Here is a 21,066-nt window from a genome sequence, read left to right as displayed (position 1 = left end):
CGTGACGTCCTGGGCTCAGTCGTCTTCGTTGTCGCCGAAGTCGGGACGCACGCCCCGGGCGGCCATGACCTCGTCGTTGGAGGTGCCGGCGGCGACCATCGGCCACACCTGGGCGTCCTCGTGGACGATGAAGTCCACGACGACCGGGCGGTCGTTGATGGCGTTGGCCTTGGCGATGACCGCGTCCAGCTCGGCCGGGTCCTCGCAGCGCATCGCGACACAGCCCATCGCCTCGGACAGCTTCACGAAGTCCGGGACGCGGGTGCCGCCGCTGGCCTTGCCCTCGGCCGCGACGCCGTCGGACTCGGGGCCGCTGTGCAGCACGGTGTTGGAGTAGCGCTGGTTGTAGAACAGGGTCTGCCACTGGCGGACCATGCCCAGCGCGCCGTTGTTGATGATCGCGACCTTGATCGGGATGTTGTTCAGCGCGCAGGTGACCAGCTCCTGGTTGGTCATCTGGAAGCAGCCGTCGCCGTCGATCGCCCAGACCGTACGGCCCGGCTCGCCGGCCTTGGCGCCCATCGCGGCGGGCACGGCGTAGCCCATGGTCCCGGCGCCGCCGGAGTTCAGCCAGGTGGCGGGCTGCTCGTAGTTGATGAAGTGGGCGGCCCACATCTGGTGCTGGCCGACGCCCGCGGCGTAGATGGTGTCGGCGGGGGCCAGCTGCCCGATCCGCTCGATGACCTGCTGCGGGGAGAGGCTGCCGTCCTCCGGCTGGTCATAGCCCAGCGGGTAGGTGTCGCGCCAGCGGTTGAGGTCCTTCCACCAGGCGCTGTAGTCGCCCTTGTGGCCGGCCTCGTGCTCGGCCTGGACGGCGACGATCAGATCGGCGATGACCTCGCGGGCGTCGCCGACGATCGGCACATCCGCGGCGCGGTTCTTGCCGATCTCCGCCGGGTCGATGTCCGCGTGCACGACCTTGGCGTACGGCGCGAAGGAGTCGAGCTTGCCGGTGACGCGGTCGTCGAAGCGGGCGCCGAGGGTGATCAGCAGGTCCGACTTCTGCAGCGCGGTGACGGCCGTGACCGCGCCGTGCATGCCGGGCATGCCGACGTGCTGGGGGTGGCTGTCGGGGAAGGCACCCAGCGCCATCAGGGTGGTGGTGACGGGGGCGCCGGTCAGCTCGGCGAGGACCTTGAGCTCGGCGGTGGCGCCGGCCTTGAGCACGCCGCCGCCGACGTAGAGCACCGGGCGCTTGGACTCGACGATCAGCCGGGCGGCCTCGCGGATCTGCTTGGCGTGCGGCTTGGTCACCGGGCGGTAGCCGGGCAGGTCGGTGTGCGGCGGCCAGGCGAAGGTGGTCCGGGCCTGGAGGGCGTCCTTGGCGATGTCGACGAGGACTGGGCCGGGGCGGCCGGTGGAGGCGATGTGGAACGCCTCGGCGATCGTCCGGGGGATCTCGGCCGGGTCGGTGACCAGGAAGTTGTGCTTGGTGATCGGCATCGTGATGCCGCAGATGTCCGCCTCCTGGAAGGCGTCCGTACCGATCGCCTTGGACGCGACCTGACCGGTGATCGCGACCAGCGGGACGGAGTCCATGTGGGCGTCGGCGATCGGGGTGACGAGGTTGGTGGCACCCGGCCCCGAGGTCGCCATGCACACGCCGACCTTGCCGGTGGCCTGGGCGTATCCCGTGGCAGCGTGTCCGGCGCCCTGCTCGTGGCGCACCAGGATGTGCCGGACCTTCGAGGAGTCCATCATCGGGTCGTACGCAGGCAGGATCGCACCGCCGGGAATGCCGAACACGGTGTCGGCCCCGACCTCCTCGAGCGAACGGATGAGGGACTGCGCGCCCGTGACGTGCTCGACGGTGGCGGGCTTCTGCGGTCCGCCGGCGTTACGGGCCCGCGGCTGCGGATGGTGGGCCCCGGAGGCCTGCTCGGTCATCTGCGTCTCTTCTCGAAGCTGAGGGTTTTGACGGGATTTGTGAGGTAGCTGTGCAACAAAAAACCCCCCGTGCCTAGTGGCAAGCGAGGGGAGCGCGTCGGAGCGGTTCGCTGGGCATCATCGGGCCCTGGCTTCAGCCGACGCGCTTTCCAAGTACGAGAATTCGGGTGCGCATGGCACTGACCCTCCCCCCGGCGTGCACCGAGTGTCAAGTGGGTGGGACAGAGGTCTCACTATTTGAGCGCAATGGCGGATGTCCGAGCGAATCCGGACCCGCCGCACCGCCCCTCCGGACGGGCAGTCCGCCGCCGCTGAGCACCACCGCGCGGCCCTCTCCCGCGGGCTCGGGCACGGGGTAGCTACCGCGGCTCAGGGCATGCCGCAGCCGGAGTTCGTCCAGCGGCCCGGCGAAGGCCAGGCCCATGCCGTGGGTGCAGCCCATGGAGCGCAGCGCCAGGACCTGCTCGGGCAGATCGACGCCGTCCGCGACGGACTGCATGCCGAGATCGGCGGCGATCCGCAGCAGCCCGGAAGTGATCTTGTGCAGCCGGGGGGACTCCACCACGCCGTCGACCAGCCCGCGGTCCAGCCGCACCACGTCGATGGGCAGCCGGCGCAGCGCGCTCATGGCGGCGTACCCGCTGCCGAAACCGTCCAGCGCGATCCGCACACCCAGTCGGCGCAGCGCCACCAGACGGCGCTCCAGCTCGTCCAGGGGGACGCGGGGGTCGTTCTCGGTCAATTCCAGGACGACCGAGCCCGGGGGCAGGGCGTGCCGGGTGAGCAGCGCCTCGACGGCCTTGGGGGGCGTGCCGTTGCGTTCGCCGCCGAGCAGGCGGCGGGCGGAGAGCCGGATGGCGACCGGGGCGGTGTGGCCCGCGCGGTGCCGCGCCGCGGCCTGCTCCAGGGCCTCCGCCAGCTGCCAGCGACTCAGCTCCGCGGCGCGCTCGCCGTCCTCCGTGCGCCGGCCGCGGGCGCCGACCCGGAGGAACTCGGCGGGGGTGAACAAGATGCCCTCGGCGGAGCGCCAGCGGGCGTGCGCGGCGATCGCGGTGACCTTGCCGCTGGTGAGCTCCACCACCGGCTGGTGCAGCAGCGCGAACTCGCCGTCGTGCAGCGCCGTGCGGAGCTTGGTGGCGAGCTCGGCGCGCTGGACCACCTCGGCCTGCATCTGCGGGGCGTACATCTCAACCCGGCCCTTGCCCGCCTGCTTGGCGCGGTACATCGCCATGTCGGCGTTGCGCAGCAGGGCGGACGGGGTGATGCCCGGGTCGGCGAAGGCGACGCCGATGCTGGCGGCGACGCGGACGTCGCGGCCGTCGATGCGGTACGGCTCGGAGAGCTTGATGCGCAGCCGGTCGGCGATTTCATGGACGCGCGTCTCGCGCTTCGCGTGGTCGCGGGTGCCCTCGCCCGTGATCAGCGCGGCGAACTCGTCGCCGCCCAGCCGCGCCGCTATGTCCCCCGAGCGCACGGATTCGCCGAGCCTGCGGGCGGCCTGCACCAGGAGTTCGTCGCCCGCCTGATGCCCGATGGTGTCGTTGACCTGCTTGAAGCCGTCCAGGTCGATATAGAGCACGGCGGTGTCGTGGTCGCTGGCGCGGCGGCCGGTGACGGCCTGGCTGACGCGTTCGGTGAACAGCGCGCGGTTGGGCAGGTCCGTGAGCGCGTCGTGCGAGGCGTTGTGCTGGAGCTGGGCCTGCAGCCGGACCCGTTCGGTGACATCGCGGGAGTTGAAGATCAGGCCGCCGTGATGGCGGTTGACCGTGGACTCCACATTCAGCCAGCCGTCGCCGCCGGAGCGCCGCACACCGGCCCGGAAACGGCATTCGATACGGGTGGTCGGCTCCTTCTCGGGGGCGGCGGCGAGGAACCTGCGCACCTCGTGCACCACCCGCCCCAGGTCCTCGGGGTGGATCAGCGAGGCCAGCTCGGAGCCGACCAGCTCCTCCGCATCCCGGCCGTACACGCCCGCCGCGGCGGGGCTCACATAGCGCAGCACCCCGGTCGGGGCGGCGATCATGATGACGTCGCTGGAGCCCTGCACCAGGGAGCGGAAGTGGTTCTCCTTCTGGGCCAGCTCCTGGGTGAGGGTGATGTTGTCGAGCAGCATGATGCCCTGGCGGACGACCAGCGCCAGGACGACCGTGCAGCCGGTGAAGAGCACCACACGGTCGATCCGCCGCCCGTCCAGGACGTTGGTGAGGATGCCCAGGGTGCATACGGCGGCGGCGAGATACGGGGTCAGGGCGGCGAGGGAGCCGGCGATGGGCCGGCTGCCGGGCGGCTGGGCGCGGCGCGCGGCGCGCTCGAAGTCGTCGCCGGCGCGCTGGGGGTCGTCGGCGGCGGCCCCGGCCGTACGGCGCGCGACCCACGGCGCGTAGGCGAGGAGTATCGAACCGGCGAACCAGCCGGCGTCCAGGATCTGGCCGGACCGGTAGTGGTCGCGCAGCAGCGGCGAGCTGAACAGGGCGTCGCACAGCACCGTCAGCGCCAGCGCCGCGATGGCGGTGTTGACCGCGGAGCGGTGCACGGAGGAGCGCCGGAAGTGCAGCGCGAGCACCATGCTCACCAGCACGATGTCCAGCAGCGGATAGGCGAGCGAGAGCGCGCTCTGGGCGACGCTGGTGCCCTGGAAGTGCGCGGTGTGGGCGAGCGCGAGGCTCCAGGAGAGGGTGAGCAGGGAGCCGGCGATCAGCCAGGCGTCCAGGCCGAGGCAGACCCAACCGGCCCTGGTGACCGGCCGCTTGGCGAGCACCAGCAGTCCGACGATGGCCGGCGGCGCGAACAGCAGGAAGCAGAAGTCGGCGAGGGAGGGGCTGGGCACCGGGGCCCGCAGGACGACTTCGTACCAGCCCCAGATGCCGTTGCCGACGCCGGCCATCCCGGAGGAGGCGGCGAAGAGCATCCAGGCCGGCCGGAAGCGGCTGCCGCGGTGCCGATGGGCGTACAGTCCGCAGGAGACGGCCGCGAGCAGGGCGGCGACGCTGAGGCCGAAGTCCCCCATGAACAGCGCGACTTCATGCGACCCCCAGCCCAGGGCGGCGCCGAGGGCATAGCCGCCGCAGACCACGGCCAGAGTGACTTGCGGCACCACGCTCGGCGGGCCGCCCGCAGGGGCCGACGGCCGGGAGAGCACCGCCCCCGGGGCGCTCACCGCTCTCTCCCGCTCGCTCGCGCACGACGACGTCGCGATCGGCGCACCTGGAGGTCCAGCGCTATCCCCTCGGGCGCTCGTGGATCGCGCGTCTCGCGATTCGCCCATCGGCTGTACATCGCCCGTCGCCCCCCTCGAGTTCCGGATCCTTCGCACCGCGCCGCGCAGACCCCGGCGCCGTCCCCAATCCGGACGATACACCAGTTCCGTCACTCAGGGACATAGTCACTCTACAGAGCGTGACTGACAGCGGAGAGATGAGCACCCCTTGCAGTCGTACGGCCTCGTAGAGCTACTCACCACCGCTTCCGTCGGCTGTGGCGACCACGTTCCGCAGGGGCTTCCCGACGGCGAAAAGCGTCAACTGGTCCCGCAGAAGCCGCTTCGCACGGGGCAGAAAGGCAGAACTGGGGCCACCGACGTGTGGAGTGATGAGCACGCCGGGAGCGTGCCACAGCGGATGTCCGGCGGGCAGGGGTTCCGGATCGGTCACATCGAGTGCGGCGCGCAGCCGTCCGGACGCCAATTCGGGGAGCAGTGCGGCGGTGTCGACGATCGCCCCGCGGGCGATGTTCACCAGGAGTGCGCCGTCCTTCATCCGGGCCAGAAAATCGCGTCCGACCAGGCCACGGGTCTCGTCGGTGAGCGGAGTGGCCAGGATGACGACGTCCGCGTCGGGCAAGAGGGCGGACAAGGCGGAGAGTGGATGCACGGGACCGCGCACAGTTTCACGGGCGGTGCGCGCGATGCGCGAGACCCGCGCGCACTCAAAAGGTGTGAGCCGGTCTTCGATGGCACTGCCGATCGAACCGTACCCCACAATGAGGACGGACTTGTCGGCGAGCGCCGGCTGGAAACCCGCCCCCCATTTCTCCGCGTCCTGGTCCCGTACGAATCCGGGAATTCCGCGCAGCGCCGCCAGCGTCAGCGTGAGCGCGAGCTCGGCGGTACTGGCGTCGTGCAGCCCGCGGGCGTTGCACAGTTCGGCGCCGGCCGGCATGGAGGGCAGGCCGGGCAGCATGTGCTCGATCCCCGCGGTCAGCATCTGCACGGCCCGGAGCCGGGTCATCAGCGGCAGCGGCCGCAGGCAGATCTCCGCGCGCTTCATGTAGGGGACGGCGTAGAAGACACAGTCGGCGGGGTCGGCCGGGTAGTCCGGGCCGGCGTCCCAGTGGAGGTAACGGAACCCCTCGGGGAGGCCGTCGATCTCGTCGGGCGGGATGGGGAGCCAGACGTCCCGGGCGCCGGTGGGGCGGTGTCGTGTTGCCATGCCCGCAGGCTATGCGAAAAGGCGTTTGGTTCAGACGTTAGTTTGGTGAGGGCCCTTGATCGGGGGCGAGGGGACGGAGGCACGACCAGGTGGAGCGCAGGACAATCGGTGCGGCGGCCCTCGAGGTGGGCGCGGTCGGACTGGGCTGTATGCCGATGAGCTGGGGGTACACCGCGTCGCAGCGCAGCGGGGAGGGCTCGCTGCGGGCCGTGCACACCGCGCTCGACCAGGGCTGCAGCCTGCTGGACACCGCCGATATGTACGGCCCCTTCACCAACGAACTGCTCGTCGGCCGGGCGCTCAGGGAGCGGCGCGAGGACGCCTTCGTCTCGACCAAGTGCGGGTTGCTGGTCGGCGAACAGCACATCGTCGCCAACGGGCGCCCCGGCTATGTCAAACGCGCCTGTGACGCCTCGCTGCGTCGCCTGGGGACCGACCGCATCGACCTCTACCAGCTGCACCGCGCCGACCCCGAGGTGCCCATAGAGGAGACCTGGGGTGCGATGGCGGAGCTGGTGGCGGCGGGGAAGGTGCGGTCCCTGGGGCTGTGCGCGGTCGGCGCGCGGGCGGTACGGCCGCCCCGCGCGTCCCGCGGCGAGCGCCGGCCGGCCGCCGGGCGCCGCCCGCCGTCACGGATGCACGACGGCACACTGCGCCAACTGGAGCGCATCCAGCAGGTGTTCCCGGTCAGCAGCGTCCAGGCCGAGCTGTCGGTGTGGTCGCCGGAGGCGCTGGAGGCGCTGCTGCCGTGGTGCGAGTCCCGGGGCGTCGGCTTCCTCGCGGCGATGCCGCTGGGCAACGGCTATCTGACCGGCACCCTCACCCCGGGCCAGGGCTTCGAGCCGGAGGACGTCCGGGCCCGGCACCCCCGCTTCACCGCCGAGATGATGGCGGCGAACCAGCCGGTGGTCGCGGGGCTGCGGCGGGTCGGCGCCCGCTACGGCGCGACGCCCGGCCAGGTGGCGCTGGCGTGGGTGCTGGCGCAGGGCCGCCATGTGGTCCCCGTGCCGGGCACGAAGAAGGAACGCTGGGCGGCCCAGAACGCCAAGGCGGCGGAACTGGTGCTGAGCAGGGACGACCTGGCGGAGATCGCGCGGCTGCCGCCCGCCCGCGGGTCCTGGTACTGAGGGCGGACCCAGGGGCGCGCCACCTCCCGCCCCGCCCGGCGCGATGTGGTCTCCTTGTCCCGCCCGCCGACGAGAGGATCCCCGCCGTGCAACGCCGTTCCCGGACCGCCGTGTTGACCGCCGCTTCGCTGCTTCTGGCGGCGGGCTGCTCCTCCGGCGGCGCACCGGCCACCCCCAAGGGCACATCCGCCGCCCCCAAGGGCAAGAGCTCCGCCACACCGGCCACACCGAGCGCCGGTCCGTCCAGCACCGCGCCGCCCGCCAAGGGCTCGGTCAAGGTGACCGGCACGCTGACCACCGGGCTGAAGTCGCCCTGGGGGGTCGCGGTATTGCCGGGCGGGGATCTGCTGGTCGCCTCCCGGGACACCGGGAAGATCGTCCGGGTGTCGGCGGACAACGGGAAAACCACGGAGCTGGGCTCGGTGCCGGGCGTGGATCCGGGCGGCGAGGGCGGGCTGCTGGGGATCGCGGTGTCCCCGTCGTTCGGGGTGGACCACCAGGTGTACGCGTACTTCACCACCGCGTCCGACAACCGCATCGCGCGCATGATCTACGACGAGAAGCGCCCCCCGGGCGACCAGTTGGGCGCCCCCGACACGATCCTGCGGGGCATCCCCAAGGGCCAGATCCACAACGGCGGCCGGATCGCGTTCGGCCCGGACAAGATGCTCTACGCCGGGACGGGCGAGACCGGCGACACCGGGCTCGCGCAGGACAAGACGTCGCTGGGCGGCAAGATCCTGCGGATGACGCCGGACGGCGAGCCGGCGCACGGCAACCCGAGTGCCGATTCGGTGGTCTACGACTACGGCCACCGCAATGTGCAGGGCCTGGCCTGGGACGACGACAAGCGGCTGTGGGCCTCGGAGTTCGGGCAGGACACCTGGGACGAACTCAATCTCATCGAGCCGGGCAAGAACTACGGCTGGCCGGAGGCGGAGGGCAAGGCGAAGAAGGGCGGGGCGGGCACCGGGTTCGTGGACCCGGTCGAGGAGTGGAAGACCAAGGACGCCTCGCCCAGCGGCATCGCCTACGCGAAGGGCTCTATCTGGATGGCCTCGCTGCGCGGCGAGCGGCTGTGGCGGATCGCGCTGAACGGTACGAAGCCGGTGGCCGCCCCGCAGGCCTTCCTCAAGGGCACGTACGGGCGGCTGCGGACCGTCGTCGCGGCCGGTGACGGCTCGTTGTGGCTGGTCACCAGCAACACCGACGGGCGGGGCCGGCCCCGTAAGGGCGATGACCGGATTCTCCACCTGAAGGTGACCTGATCCCTTTTCGGGGCGGACTGATCCCCTTTTTCCGCGGCCTGCCTACACTCGGATCCGGGGGACGGGGCTACCGGAAGGGGGCACGTTGTTCAACGTCGTCGAGGAGCTGTTCGCGCCCGGCCGCAAGCACACCGACGAGGAGCGGCAGAAGATGTCGCTCGTCGTCGATGACGTGGGGGACGCCGATCCCGGTGCGGGACCGATAGACCTCGCGTCCGGGGCCGTCGTCGTCAGGGCACCCCGTCCGCGGCCCGCGCCCGCGGCCGACGCGGGCTGAGCAGGCCGCCGGAACGTTCGCGGCGTCAGGAGACGGTCCTGCGGAACACCTGGCGGGAACCGCCCTCCGGGCCCGGGGCGGCGGGCTCGCCGGGGGCGAAGCCGAGGCGCTCGTAGAAGGCGCGGGCGCCGCTGGGATGGCCGGCGGCGCCGAAGGTGACCACCTCGATGGTCCCCGGGCCCCGTACGAACCTGCGCACCGCATCCGCGATCAGCGCGCGGCCGACGCCCCGGCCGCGCGCCCGCTCCGCGACGACGAGCCAGCGGACGTGGTACCTCGCGTCCTCCTTCGCGCTGAACAGCAGCCCGCCGAGGAGGCCCGGCTCTCCCGGCGCCGTGGCGACGAGCGCGGTGGACCGGCGGAGGTGCCGGTCGAGGGCGGCGCGGAAACCGGGGTCCTCGACCAGCGGGCCGAACCAGTGCTCCACCTCGGCGGCCAGGGCGAGGAGGCCCGGGACGTCCGCTTCCCGTGCGGGTCCGACGATCATCGGGAGTCCTTACGCCGCGCCGGTGCAAAGCCGTCCCGGACGACCGCCGTACCGGAGCGCGCGCATCGCGCCGTCCCACCGCACCGCCCGCACCCCGCCGTCGCCCTCGGCCGCCTCACCGGGCCGTCGGCTCCCCGAACAGGCGGAGGCGATGGGCCACCGCACCCGCCTCGCCGCGGCCGGAGACGCCCAGTTTGGCGAGGATGTTGGAGACGTGGACGCTGGCGGTCTTCGGCGAGATGAACAGGGCGTCGGCTATCTGGCGGTTGCTGCGGCCGTCGGCGACCAGGCGCAGGACATCGCTTTCCCGGGGCGTCAGGCCCAGCGTTTCGGGGGCGGCGCCGGGCTCGGCGGACGCCGGGGACGGGGCGGCGGCCGCGGTCTGGCCGGGGAGGGGTATGCGGGCGCGCTGGGCGAGGAGTTCGGCCTCGTCGGTCAGGGGGCGGGCGCCCATCGTGACGGCCGCGGCGTGGGCCCGCGCGAGGAGGTCGACGGCGGCCTCGCGCGGGGTACGGCCGTCCAGGCCGGCGGTCGCCCGCTCGGTGCCGTGGAGCAGCGATTCGGCCCAGCGGTAGCAGGCCCAGGCCAGCGCGTGCGGCTGTTCCAGCGGCTCGAAGGCGCCGACCGCCGCGGCCCAGGCGTCGGGCGCGGCACGGCCCTCGGCGCGGCGGAGTTCGGCGTCGACCGCCAGTCTGTACGCCTCCCAGATCGGGGAGAGGCGGGGCAGCCGCTCGACGACGTCGCGGATGCGGGCGAGGACCCCCGCCCGGCCGGGCCCGGCGACGGGCAGCCCGCGGGCGTCCGCCTCGGCGGCCGTGGCCGACCACAGCAGCGGCCAGGCATAGCGCACGGTGCCGAACGGGAAGCCGGCGTCCAGGGCCTGCTGGAGGATGTCGCGGGCGTCGAGGAGCCGTCCCTGGGCCGCGGCGATGCGGAGGGCCTGGCGGCTCATCGGGATGATCTGCTGGGGCTGGCGGTCGTGGGTGCCGTAGGTCTCCTTCGCCAGGGCAAGTTCGCGTTCGGCCGCGGCGATGTCGCCGGTGTCCAGGGCGAGTTCGATGCGGCGGTTGGCGGCCAGCACCATGGAACGGGAGCTCTGCGAAAGGCGGCCGGCGTCGGCGGCGGCCCGGCGCGCCTCCTCCCAGAGGCCCAGCGAGTGCAGCGATTCGGCGAGGTTTGCCGTCACCCAGCTGGCGGTCTCCTTCAGGCCGTGGCGGATGGCCAGTTCGACGCCCCGGGTGGCGACCTCGACCGCCTCGCGGGAGCGGCCGACGCCCTCCAGCGCGCAGGGGAGGTTGTTGTGGCCGCGGCCGATGACGGCGAAGTAGCTGCGGTCCATGGCCAGAGCGAGGACGGTACGGAATTCGGCGAGGCCGTCCTCGACCTCGCCCGCGTCGATTCTCAGACTTGCCAGCGTCAGCCGGGAGTTGAGCTCGGCCTCTTCGTCACCGACCGACCGGGCCAGCTCCACGGCCTGTTCGGCGGTCGCGAAGGTGCCCGGACCCGGTTCGTGCAGCATCTGCCAGCCGGCGACGCCGGCCATCACCGCGGCGTGCACCGAGGACGGCGGCAGGCCGCGCATCAGCTCCTGCGCCTTGCCCAGGTCCTCCCAGCCGTCGCCGCGGCCGGTGCTCTGGACCAGCCGGGAACGCTGCAGAAGGAACCATGCCTCCCGGAGGGGGTCCCCCCTGCTCGCACTCTGTTGAGAGCTTGGGGGAGGGTCGTTCCCCTCGCGCAGCGAGCGCAGGGCGCGCTTGGTGATGGTGAAGGCCCGCTCGCCGTCGCCGGTCAGCCGGGCGGCCACCGCGATCTCGGCGAGCAGGTCGAGGAAGTGCAGGGCGTCGTCGCCGCAGCCGCAGGCCGGATACGCCTCCGCGGAGTCGACCGGGCGCACGCTCTGGCGGACCTCCAGGGGCGCGTCGTCCCACAGCTCCAGGGCGCGGTCCAGCAGCCGCAGCTGCTCGGCGTAGGCATGGCGGCGACGGGCCTGGACGGAGGCGGCGAGGACGGCGGGCAGCGCCTTGGCGGCGTCATGTGCCTTGTACCAGTAGCTGGCCAGGCGGGCGGCGCAGGCGTCGGCGCGGACCAGGGTGCGGTCGGCCTCCAGGGCCTGGGCGTAGCGGCGGTTGAGGCGGGTGCGCTCGCCGGGCAGCAGGTCGTCGACGACGGCCTCGCGCACCAGGGCGTGCCGGAAGCGGTAGCCCGTACCGTCCTGGGTGGGCACCAGGGTGTTGCTGCCGACGGCGGACCGCAGCGCCTCGATGAGGGCGTCCTCGGACATCCCGCTGACGGCGGCGAGGAGTTCGTACTCGACCGTGGAGCCGCCCTCGGAGGCGATCCGCACCACGCGCTGGGCGTCCTCGGGGAGCGCCTCGACGCGCACCAGCAGCAGATCCCGCAGCGGGTCGCTGAGGCCGTGCAGACAGCCGTCGGCGAGGCCGCGGGCCAGCTCCTCGACGAAGAAGGCGTTGCCCTCGGAGCGCTTGAAGACCCGTTCGACGGTGTCCTCTTCGGGCTCGCTGCCATGGATCCCGGCGATCTGGGAGCGGACCTCGTCGCGGTTGAAGCGGGCCAGCTCGACGCGCCGGACCGTGCGCATCCGGTCGACCTCGGCGAGGAAGGGGCGCAGCGGGTGGCGGCGGTGGATGTCGTCGGAGCGGTAGGTCGCGACCAGGAGGACGTTGGCGTCGTGCAGGGCGCGCAGGAGGTAGGCGAGGAGTTCGCGGGTGGAGCGGTCGGCCCAGTGGAGGTCCTCGATGACGATGACGAGGGTGCGGTCGGCGGCGAGCCGCTCCAGGAGGCGGGCGGTCAGCTCGAAGAGCCGGGCCCGGCCGATCTCCTCGTCGCGCGTCTCTCCCGGCGTCTCGCCCAATTCGGGCAGGATGCGGGAGAGTTCGCCCTCCTGGCCGGCGACGGCGGCGGCGAGCTCGTCGCGCAGGTGCCAGTTGAGGGTGTGCAGGATCGAGGAGAACGGCGCGAAGGGCAGTCCCTCGGAGCCGATTTCGATGCAGCCGCCGAGCGCGACCAGCGCGCCCTGGCCGCGGGCGGATTCGGTGAACTCCTCGATCAGCCGGGTCTTGCCGACCCCGGCCTCGCCGCCGATGAGTATCGCCTGCGGCGCTCCGGAGGCCTCGATACGGGCGAGCGCCTCGCGCAGCGCGGCGAGTTCGGCCGCGCGGCCGACGAACACGGGACTGACGGACCTGGTCTGCACGCTGCTGAGCATCGCACAGAGGTCTGACAATGCGGCAGTGTGTTTCCTCCCGCGGCCCGTCCCGTCGGCCCGCCCGCGGTCAGACGGTGGCACGACGCAGCCGCGCCCACCGGCCCCGCCGCCGACTCACCCGCCCTTCCGGTTCGTGCTGTCCGGAACGGGCCGCGGCGCGCCGCCCCGCGAGCGCCTCCTGCGCCAGGCGCTGCCGGTCGGCCGCGCGGCGCAGCTCTTCGTAACGGACGCGCTGTGCGAGTTCGGAGGTGTACATGATGTCTCTCCCGATGTGGTGGTGACCCTGGTGTGGCGTCGACGTCGCGGCGCCGGCGTTGTGGCGCCGGCTGCTTGTCGATGTGCTCAAGCTTCGTCGCCGAGGGGGGTCCACCACATCGGGAGAGTGCCCGATCTTCGTGCCCGTGCGGGAGTCCGAAATCCGCGAGGCGCCCCGCACGGTCCTTAGAAACCGGCGGGGCGCCCCATACGGACCTTAGATACCGGCGGGTCCGGCCGGAGGGGACTTAGAGAGACCGGCGGCCTCCGGTCGCGGGGACTCAGGCACCCGGCGCACCGCCCGTGGGGATGCTGGGCATGCTCGCGAAGAGGTCGAGGTACATACCCGCCGAGATGAAGAGGCCGAGCACGCCGAGCGCCAGGCCGCCCCAGGCGACGGCGCGTACCCAGGTGGCGCGCGCCCGGGCCAGCACCACGGCGGCGACGATCAGGGCGAGCAGCGCGAAGACGCCGTTGACCAGGGCGGTGGTGTGCCAGGGGGTTCCGTAGACGGCGGCGATCTGGTCGGTGGTGCGGTGCGCCTGAAGGTTGATCTGGCCCATCAGGGTCTGCCGCTCGGCCATCAGGGTGCCGAGCCAGGTGCCGGTGACAGAGGCGAGGCCGAGCCCCGCGGCCACCACGGCACCGGCGCCGGCGGCGACCCCGGGGGCGGGCCGGGCGGTCTCCGCGTCCTCGGCCGCCTCCTCGGCGGGGTCCGCATCCCGCGGCGCGCCGCTCCGGTCGTCGGCGGTCCCTTCGGCGGTCTCGTCGGCGGTCTCGTCCACGGCCTCCGTGGCGCTCTCGGGGGTGGTCTTCCCCGCCTTGTCCGCCTTGTCCGCCTCGGAGGCGTTCTCGTCGTCGGTGCGCTTTTCCGTAGTCGTCGTTCCCATGGGCGCGACCGTAGGTGCCGCGGATGAGAGTCGGATGAGAGCCGCGGCACGGGGCCGTCGGGGCACCGCGCAACGCCCCGGACGCGGCACCGGGCAAGGCCCCTGGCGGGTCCCGCGCCCTAGACCTTCACCAGCGGATTCTCCCCGTCCTGCGGGCCGGGCTCGGGGCTCCGGTCGGCGGCCTGCGGCGGCGGTTCGATGCTGATCCGGGGCAGCCGGCGGTCCAGCCAGGCGGGCAGCCACCAGTTGGCGCCGCCGAGCATGTGCATCAGGGCGGGGACCAGCAGCGTACGGAGCACAAAGGCGTCCAGGGCGACGGCCGCGGCCAGCCCGATCCCGAACATCGCGATGATCCGGTCGCCGCTGAGGACGAACGCCCCGAACACCGCGATCATGATGACCGCCGCGGAGTTGATCACCCGGCTGGTCTCGGCGAGGCCGACCCGTACCGCCCGGCGGTTGTCGTGCGTCAGCTGCCACTCCTCGTACATCCGGGACACCAGGAACACCTGGTAGTCCATGGACAGTCCGAAGAGCACGGACACCATGATGACCGGCAGGAACGGCTCGATCGGTCCGGCGCTGCCCAGCCCCAGCCGCTCGCTCCCCCACCCCCACTGGAAGATCGCGACGACGATGCCGAAGGACGAGGCGACGGCGGCGACGTTCATCAGCGCGGCCTTCACCGGGATGCCGATGCTCCGGAAGGCGAGCAGCAGCAGGACCGATCCCAGCGCGATGACCACACCGACGAAGAGCGGCAGCTTGCCGATGATGACGGCGGCGAAGTCGTCGTAGCTGGCGGTGATGCCCCCCACGTGCACCCGCATCGTCGTGCCCTCCGCGGCGTCGGGGAGGACCTCGCCGCGCAGTCGTTGCACCAGGTCGGAGGTCTGCTGGGACTGCGGGGAGCTGGTCGGTACGACGGTGATCACGCCCGTGCCGCGGCTGCCGTCGAACTCGGGTCCGCTGGCCTGGGCGACCCCGGGCACCTCGCGCAGCCGGTGCGGCAGCTTGTCGAAGGCGAGCCGGTCCTTGGCACTGTCCAGGCTGCCGACCAGTGTCAGCGGGCCGTTGAACCCGGGGCCGAAGCCGCTCCGCGCACCGTCCCGCCCCGCGCCCCGGGTGTCGCCCCCGTGGGTGCCGCCCGCCAGCAGGTCGTACGCCTTACGGGTCGTCGAGGTGGCCGGATTGTTGCCCTGGTCGGAGGTGCCCAGGTGGAGGCCGAAGGTGGGCAGGGCGAGGGTGATCATGACGGCGGCGGCGGTCACGCCCAGCAGTTTGGGGTGCCGCTCGACGAAGGAGGCCCAGCGGGCGGCGATCCCGGTGGGCTGTTCGGGCCGCGGGCCGTGGCCGGCCAGCCGCCGGCGTTCGCGGCGGCCGAGCGCCCGCATGCCGATCAGACCGAGCAGCGCGGGCAGCAGGGTGATCGAGGCGGCGACGGTCAGGACGACGGTGAGCGAGGCGGCCAGGGCGACGCCGTTGAGGAAGCTCAGCCGCAGGATCAGCATGCCGAGCAGCGCGATGCAGACGGTGGCGCCCGCGAAGACGACGGCGCGGCCGGACACCGATACGGCGCGTTCGGCGGCCTCCTGGACGGACAGCCCCGCGCGCAGTCCCTTGCGGTGCCGGGTGACGATGAACAGCGCATAGTCGATGCCGACGCCGAGGCCGATCAGCATGCCCAGCATGGGGGCGAAGTCGGCGACGGTCATGGCGTGGCCGAGCAGGGTGATGGCGGCCGAGGCGGTACCGACGGCGGCCAGCGCCGTGATGATCGGCAGGAAGGTTGCGGCGAGCGAGCCGAACGCGAGGAACAGCACCACGGCCGCCACGCACAGCCCGATGACTTCCGGCAGCTGGGCGCGCGGCGCCTCGGTCAGCGCGATCCCGGCGCCGCCCAGCTCCACCTGGAGGTGCGGGCCGGCGGCGGCCCGCGCGGTGTCGACGACCTTCTTCACCTGGGCCGCGCGCAGTTCGTCGGTCGGCCGGTCGAAGACGACGGTGGCGTAGGCGGTGTGCCCGTCCCGGCTGATCCGGCGCTGCGGGTGCGGGCCGTCGCCCGCGCGGCCGTAGGGGCCGTGCACCTGGGAGACTCCGGGCAGCCCGGCGACGTCCCGCAGGGCATGCGTCATCCGCTTCTTGACCGCACCGGCCCGCACCGACCCCGTGTCCGTGTGCCACACGATGGTGTCGCTGTCCCCGGACTGCCCGGGAAACGCCTTCGCCAGCAGGGCGCCGGCCTGCCCGGACTCGGTCCCGGGAACCTCGTAATCGGTCGAGTAGGCGGATCCCGCCATCCCCGCGGCGGCGGCGACCCCCGCGAAGGCGGCGAGCCAGAGCACGATCACCACGATGCGGCGTCTGAAACACCACCGAGCCAGAGAGGTCACGGACTTCGTCGTCTGCTTCCCGGGTTGAGCGTCGATAACTCCCGGGTGACGGGTGGTGCCGAGCGCGGATGTACGGGGACGGGCGCCCACCACGTTCCGGTCGGCGCTCCTCTGCGAGCAGGGTGACAGCCCGAAAAGATCCATAGGCCCGTTTGTGGACTTCCCCACACACGGTCCCAGACAAGCGGCCGGGGGAAATGTGATCAAGGACCGGCGGGCGGGTGTGTCCTTGGGGGACATCCGGATGACACCGCCGGAAGCGGATGAACTTCCGGCCGGCATCACGCCCGACGGAGGCCCCACCGTCCCACCGCCGCCCGCCCGGACGGGACGGACCGGCCGCCCCGCCCTGCCGGGCTCAGGCGTCCGTCAGCGCCGGTGACAGTTCCCGGAGCTGATCGAGCCCCAGACCCCGGTCCGCCGCCAGCGGCTGGATGGCCACATGGTCGGCGCCCGCCTCGTGGTGCTCGCGCACCCGCCGCCGGATGGCGTCCGCGTCGCCCCAGGCGACGATCGCGTCGACCAGCCGGTCGCTGCCGCCACCCGCGAAGTCCTCGTCACCGAAGCCGAGCCGGCGCAGACTGCCGATGTAGTTCGGCAGCTCCAGATAGAAGCGCGTGTGGTGTTCGCGGGCCAGGGAGCGGGCCTTCGCCGGGTCGGTCTCCAGCAGTACGGCCTGCTCGGGGGCGAGCAGCAGGCCGGTGCCCAGGACCGCACGGGCGCGGGCGGTGTGCTCGGGCGTCACGAAGTACGGGTGGGCGCCCGCCGCCCGGTCCTTCGCCAGCTCCAGCATCTTCGGACCGAGGGCCGCGAGCACCCGTGCGGGCGCGGGACCGTCCGGACCGTCGTAGGGGGCCGCGTCCATCGCGTCGAGGTACGCGCGCACCGCCGCGAGCGGCCTGGCGTAGGTGTGCCCCCGCCGGTCGACGAGCGGGGCGTGGCTCGCGCCCAGGCCGAGCAGGAAGCGGCCGTCGTACGCCTCGGCGAGGGTGTGCGCGGCGGCCTTGGCGGCGGCTGCGTCCCGGACCCAGATGTTGGCGATGCCGGTGGCGATGGTGATCCGCTCGGTGGCGGCCAGCAGCAGTGCGGCCCGGCTGACCGCCTCCGTGCCCGGCCCCTCCCCGAACCACAGGGCGCCGTAGCCCAGTTGCTCGATCTCGGCGGCCGCCCGCCGGGCGGTCGCGGCCGGCACCCGGCCGAGGCCGCCGTGCCAGACACCGATCGGGCCGATCACCGAAGCGAGAGCGTGCTGTTGCACCGTTCCTCCACTGGCTGAGGGGTGGCCCGGTCCGCGTCCGTACACAGGGCCTCTCCCGATCACAGCACCGCGGCGCCCCCGGGCATTCCGGTCCGGGCCGATCGGGTGACGCCACGCGCAGCGGCCGCCCTCCCGGAGGAGAGCGGCCGCTGTGCGGTACCTGGCCGAGGGGGCGTCAGCCCGCCCCCGGCCGAGGGGACGTCAGCCTTCGACGCCCAGCTTTTCCAGGATCAGCTCGCGCACCCGGGCCGCGTCCGCCTGCCCGCGCGTCGCCTTCATGACCGCGCCGACCAGGGCACCGGCCGCGGCCACCTTGCCGCCGCGGATCTTGTCGGCGATGGCGGCGTTGGCGGCGATGGCCTCGTCGACGGCGGTGCCGAGGGCACCCTCGTCCGAGACGACCTTCAGGCCGCGCTTCTCGACGACGGCGTCCGGGTCGCCCTCGCCGGCCAGTACGCCCTCGATGACCTGACGGGCCAGCTTGTCGTTCAGCGCCCCCTCGGCCACCAGGGCGGTGACCCGGGCGACCTGCGCGGGGGTGATGGGCAGCGCGGCCAGTTCCACGCCGTCCTCGTTGGCGCGGCGGGCCAGTTCGCCCATCCACCACTTGCGCGCCGAGGCGGAGTCCGCGCCGGCGTCGACGGTGGCGGTGATCAGGTCGACCGCGCCCGCGTTGAGGATCGACTGCATGTCGTGCTCGGAGATGCCCCACTCCTCGCGCAGCCGGTTGCGGCGCACCCGCGGCAGCTCCGGGAGAGCGGCGCGCAGTTCCTCGACCCACTCGCGGGAGGGGGCCACCGGCACCAGGTCCGGCTCGGGGAAGTAGCGGTAGTCCTCGGCGTTGTCCTTGATGCGGCCGGCCGTCGTGGAGCCGTCCTCCTCGTGGAAGTGCCGGGTCTCCTGGATGATCGTGCCGCCGGAGGAGAGCACCGCGGCGTGCCGCTGGATCTCGAAGCGGGCGGCACGCTCCACGGAGCGCAGGGAGTTGACGTTCTTGGTCTCCGAGCGCGTGCCGAACTTCTCGGTGCCGTTGGGGCGCAGCGAGAGGTTGACGTCGCAGCGCATCTGGCCCTGCTCCATCCGGGCCTCGGAGACGCCCAGCGCCTTGATGAGCTCGCGCAGCTCGGCGACGTACGCCTTGGCGACCTCGGGGGCCCGCTCGCCCGCACCCTGGATGGGCTTGGTGACGATCTCGATGAGCGGGATGCCGGCGCGGTTGTAGTCCAGGAGGGAGTGCAGGGCGCCGTGGATACGGCCGGTGGCACCGCCGACGTGCGTCGACTTGCCGGTGTCCTCCTCCATGTGGGCGCGCTCGATCTCCACGCGGAAGACCTCGCCGTCCTCCAGCTGTACGTCGAGGTAGCCGTCGAAGGCGATCGGCTCGTCGTACTGGGAGGTCTGGAAGTTCTTCGGCATGTCCGGATAGAAGTAGTTCTTCCGGGCGAAGCGGCACCACTCGGCGATGGAGCAGTTCAGGGCCAGGCCGATCTTGACGGCGGACTCGACGCCGGTCGCGTTGACGACCGGCAGCGAGCCGGGCAGGCCCAGGCAGGTGGGGCAGGTCTGCGAGTTGGGCTCGGCGCCCAGGGTGGTGGAACACCCGCAGAACATCTTGGTCTTGGTGCCGAGCTCGACGTGCACCTCGAGCCCCATGACGGGGTCGTAGGCGGCCAGCGCGTCCTCGTACGACACCAGGTCGGTGACAGTCACGGTGAAACTAACCTCTCAGGTCCGGCGCCGGTCAGCCCGCGAGGACGTCGTCGTCGCTCAGACGGCGCAGTTCGCGGATGAGCAGCGCGACGCCGGTGACGATGGCGGCGGCGGAGACGACGGCGTCGACCAGCTGGAGCGTGTCCTGCTCCGTCCGGGCCTTCTTCGCCTGCTTGACGACGCTCACCGCGCCGAACAGCGTGGTGCCGATGGACAGATACGTACCGGGCTTGGACTTCTTGAAGCCCTTGGCCTTGGCAAGCTTTCCACTCACTGTGCCTCCTCGTTCGCTTCTCCGCCCCCGCGGCGCAGAGGTACGGCTGTCGTAGCTGTCTGCGGCCCGGCGGCCGCGAGTGCGACGCTCACAGTGCGGGTGCCTCCTCGAGCAGCGGATGACCCCACTTGGCGGTGAACGCGGCCTCGACCGCGGCACCGACCTTGTAGAGCCGGTCGTCGGCCATGGCAGGAGCGATGATCTGCAGACCCACCGGCAGCCCGTCCTCGGGGGCCAGTCCGCAGGGCAGCGACATGGCCGCGTTGCCTGCCAGGTTGGCGGGGATCGTGCACACGTCGGCGAGGTACATCGCCATCGGGTCGTCGGAGCGCTCGCCGATCGGGAAGGCGGTGGTCGGCGTGGTCGGCGAGATGATCACGTCCGCCTGCTCGAAGGCCTTCTCGAAGTCGCGGGTGATCAGCGTGCGGACCTTCTGGGCGCTGCCGTAGTACGCGTCGTAGTAGCCGGAGCTGAGCGCGTACGTGCCGAGCATGATGCGGCGCTTGACCTCGGGGCCGAAGCCGGCCTCGCGGGTGAGGGCGGTGACCTCCTCGGCGGACTTCGTGCCGTCGTCGCCGACCCGCAGGCCGTAGCGCATGGCGTCGAAGCGGGCGAGGTTCGAGGAGCACTCGGACGGCGCGATCAGGTAGTACGCGGCCAGCGCCAGGTCGAAGGACGGGCAGTCCAGCTCGACGATCTCGGCGCCCAGCTCCTTGAGCAGCGCGACGGACTCGTCGAACCGCTGCACCACGCCGGCCTGGTAGCCCTCGCCGCGGAACTGCTTGACGACGCCGACGCGCATGCCCGCGACGCTGCCGTTGCGGGCCGCCTCGACGACGGGCGGCACGGGGGCGTCGATGGAGGTGGAGTCGAGCGGGTCGTGCCCGGCGATCACCTCGTGGAGCAGCGCCGCGTCCAGGACCGTACGGGCGCAGGGCCCGCCCTGGTCCAGGGAGGACGAGAAGGCGACCATGCCGTAGCGGGAGACGCCGCCGTAGGTGGGCTTGACGCCGACCGTGCCGGTGACGGCGGCCGGCTGGCGGATGGAGCCGCCGGTGTCCGTGCCGATGGCGAGCGGGGCCTGGAAGGAGGCCAGGGCGGCGCTGGAACCGCCACCCGAACCGCCGGGGATCTTGGTCAGGTCCCAGGGGTTGCCGGTGGGCCCGTAGGCGCTGTTCTCGGTGGAGGACCCCATGGCGAACTCGTCCATGTTGGTCTTGCCGAGGATGACGACGTCGGCGGCCTTGAGCTTCTTGGTCAGGGTCGCGTCGTACGGCGGCAGCCAGCCCTCGAGGATCTTGGAGCCGACGGTGGTGGGGACGCCTTCGGTGGTGAAGATGTCCTTCAGGGCGAGCGGGACGCCGGCCAGCGGGCCGAGCTTCTCCCCGCGGGCCTTCTTCTCGTCCACGGCGCGGGCCTGGGCGAGCGCGCCCTCGCGGTCGATGTGCAGGAAGGCGTGCACCTTCTCGTCGACGGCCTCGATGCGGGCCAGGTGGGCCTCGGTCACCTCGACGGCGGTGAGCTCGCCGGAGGCGATCTTCGCCGCGATCTCGGCGGCGGTGAGCTTGATCAGGTCTGCCATGTCGG

General features: G+C 72.5%; 15 protein-coding genes. 3 read left to right on the top strand and 12 right to left on the bottom strand.

The annotated features are described in order from the left end of the window. Positions 1 to 15 precede the first annotated feature (15 nt). The 3 genes from AC5677_RS27460 to AC5677_RS27450 all read right to left on the bottom strand — a co-directional run bounded on the left by AC5677_RS27460 (position 16) and on the right by AC5677_RS27450 (position 6,314). Entirely contained in the window at positions 16 to 1,887 is a 1,872-nt protein-coding gene (locus AC5677_RS27460) for an acetolactate synthase large subunit (protein WP_497190599.1), read from the bottom strand. Positions 1,888 to 2,095: 208 nt separating this feature from the next. Next, a complete protein-coding gene (locus AC5677_RS27455; protein WP_497190598.1) occupies positions 2,096 to 5,044 on the bottom strand; it encodes a putative bifunctional diguanylate cyclase/phosphodiesterase in 2,949 nt (982 codons plus the stop codon). A 292-nt stretch (positions 5,045 to 5,336) separates the two neighbouring features. After that, positions 5,337 to 6,314, bottom strand: coding sequence for a 2-hydroxyacid dehydrogenase (locus AC5677_RS27450; protein WP_497190597.1), 978 nt, complete (start codon positions 6,312 to 6,314; stop codon positions 5,337 to 5,339). An 89-nt stretch (positions 6,315 to 6,403) separates the two neighbouring features. On the opposite strand from AC5677_RS27450, the gene AC5677_RS27445 reads away from it, so the two are divergent. The 3 genes from AC5677_RS27445 (at position 6,404) to AC5677_RS27435 (ending at position 8,986) form a co-directional block, all read left to right on the top strand. Continuing rightward, on the top strand, positions 6,404 to 7,441 hold the full coding sequence (locus AC5677_RS27445) for an aldo/keto reductase (RefSeq protein WP_497190596.1): 1,038 nt from the start codon (positions 6,404 to 6,406) through the stop codon (positions 7,439 to 7,441). 86 nt (positions 7,442 to 7,527) lie between these two features. After that, positions 7,528 to 8,709: a PQQ-dependent sugar dehydrogenase gene (locus AC5677_RS27440; RefSeq protein WP_497190595.1), complete on the top strand. Its 1,182-nt coding sequence runs from the start codon at positions 7,528 to 7,530 to the stop codon at positions 8,707 to 8,709. A gap of 85 nt (positions 8,710 to 8,794) precedes the next feature. Further along, positions 8,795 to 8,986 carry a DUF6191 domain-containing protein gene (locus AC5677_RS27435; protein WP_497190594.1) on the top strand — a complete coding sequence of 64 codons (192 nt, stop codon included), beginning with the start codon at positions 8,795 to 8,797 and terminating at the stop codon, positions 8,984 to 8,986. A gap of 25 nt (positions 8,987 to 9,011) precedes the next feature. Here AC5677_RS27435 and AC5677_RS27430 read toward each other — a convergent pair whose 3' ends face one another. From AC5677_RS27430 to gatA, 9 genes are all read right to left on the bottom strand, one after another. Further along, entirely contained in the window at positions 9,012 to 9,473 is a 462-nt protein-coding gene (locus AC5677_RS27430; RefSeq protein ID WP_497190593.1) for a GNAT family N-acetyltransferase, read from the bottom strand. A gap of 115 nt (positions 9,474 to 9,588) precedes the next feature. Further along, complete coding sequence (locus AC5677_RS27425; RefSeq protein ID WP_497196777.1) at positions 9,589 to 12,699, bottom strand: helix-turn-helix transcriptional regulator; 3,111 nt, start codon at positions 12,697 to 12,699, stop codon at positions 9,589 to 9,591. A 67-nt stretch (positions 12,700 to 12,766) separates the two neighbouring features. Beyond that, entirely contained in the window at positions 12,767 to 12,955 is a 189-nt protein-coding gene (locus tag AC5677_RS27420; protein ID WP_497190592.1) for a hypothetical protein, read from the bottom strand. Positions 12,956 to 13,235: 280 nt separating this feature from the next. After that, positions 13,236 to 13,844 carry a hypothetical protein gene (locus AC5677_RS27415; protein WP_497190591.1) on the bottom strand — a complete coding sequence of 203 codons (609 nt, stop codon included), beginning with the start codon at positions 13,842 to 13,844 and terminating at the stop codon, positions 13,236 to 13,238. A gap of 119 nt (positions 13,845 to 13,963) precedes the next feature. Next, positions 13,964 to 16,237 carry an MMPL family transporter gene (locus tag AC5677_RS27410; RefSeq protein ID WP_497190590.1) on the bottom strand — a complete coding sequence of 758 codons (2,274 nt, stop codon included), beginning with the start codon at positions 16,235 to 16,237 and terminating at the stop codon, positions 13,964 to 13,966. Positions 16,238 to 16,595: 358 nt separating this feature from the next. Continuing rightward, positions 16,596 to 17,495 carry an LLM class F420-dependent oxidoreductase gene (locus AC5677_RS27405; RefSeq protein WP_497190589.1) on the bottom strand — a complete coding sequence of 300 codons (900 nt, stop codon included), beginning with the start codon at positions 17,493 to 17,495 and terminating at the stop codon, positions 16,596 to 16,598. A 201-nt stretch (positions 17,496 to 17,696) separates the two neighbouring features. Next, complete coding sequence (gene gatB / locus AC5677_RS27400) at positions 17,697 to 19,205, bottom strand: Asp-tRNA(Asn)/Glu-tRNA(Gln) amidotransferase subunit GatB (protein WP_497190588.1); 1,509 nt, start codon at positions 19,203 to 19,205, stop codon at positions 17,697 to 17,699. Positions 19,206 to 19,236: 31 nt separating this feature from the next. Beyond that, the gene (locus AC5677_RS27395; RefSeq protein WP_497190587.1) at positions 19,237 to 19,479 is read right to left on the bottom strand and encodes a hypothetical protein; all 243 of its coding nucleotides are present in this window, start codon (positions 19,477 to 19,479) and stop codon (positions 19,237 to 19,239) included. 88 nt (positions 19,480 to 19,567) lie between these two features. Next, positions 19,568 to 21,061, bottom strand: coding sequence for an Asp-tRNA(Asn)/Glu-tRNA(Gln) amidotransferase subunit GatA (gene gatA, locus AC5677_RS27390; RefSeq protein ID WP_497190586.1), 1,494 nt, complete (start codon positions 21,059 to 21,061; stop codon positions 19,568 to 19,570). Positions 21,062 to 21,066: the final 5 nt, after the last annotated feature.

This window comes from Streptomyces sp. JLSY215 (assembly GCF_059682825.1).
Note: the sequence above shows the minus strand (reverse complement) of the source record. Positions and strands in the feature narration are given on the sequence as shown.

What these genes read in the sequence shown, in the direction of transcription:
- AC5677_RS27430 (WP_497190593.1), bottom strand. Translation starts at nt 9,473, where the DNA reads ATGATCGTCGGACCCGCACGGGAAGCGGACGTCCCGGGCCTCCTCGCC.
- AC5677_RS27420 (WP_497190592.1), bottom strand. Translation starts at nt 12,955, where the DNA reads ATGTACACCTCCGAACTCGCACAGCGCGTCCGTTACGAAGAGCTGCGC.
- AC5677_RS27460 (WP_497190599.1), bottom strand. Translation starts at nt 1,887, where the DNA reads ATGACCGAGCAGGCCTCCGGGGCCCACCATCCGCAGCCGCGGGCCCGT.
- AC5677_RS27425 (WP_497196777.1), bottom strand. Translation starts at nt 12,699, where the DNA reads ATGCTCAGCAGCGTGCAGACCAGGTCCGTCAGTCCCGTGTTCGTCGGC.
- gatA (WP_497190586.1), bottom strand. Translation starts at nt 21,061, where the DNA reads ATGGCAGACCTGATCAAGCTCACCGCCGCCGAGATCGCGGCGAAGATC.
- AC5677_RS27450 (WP_497190597.1), bottom strand. Translation starts at nt 6,314, where the DNA reads ATGGCAACACGACACCGCCCCACCGGCGCCCGGGACGTCTGGCTCCCC.
- AC5677_RS27415 (WP_497190591.1), bottom strand. Translation starts at nt 13,844, where the DNA reads ATGGGAACGACGACTACGGAAAAGCGCACCGACGACGAGAACGCCTCC.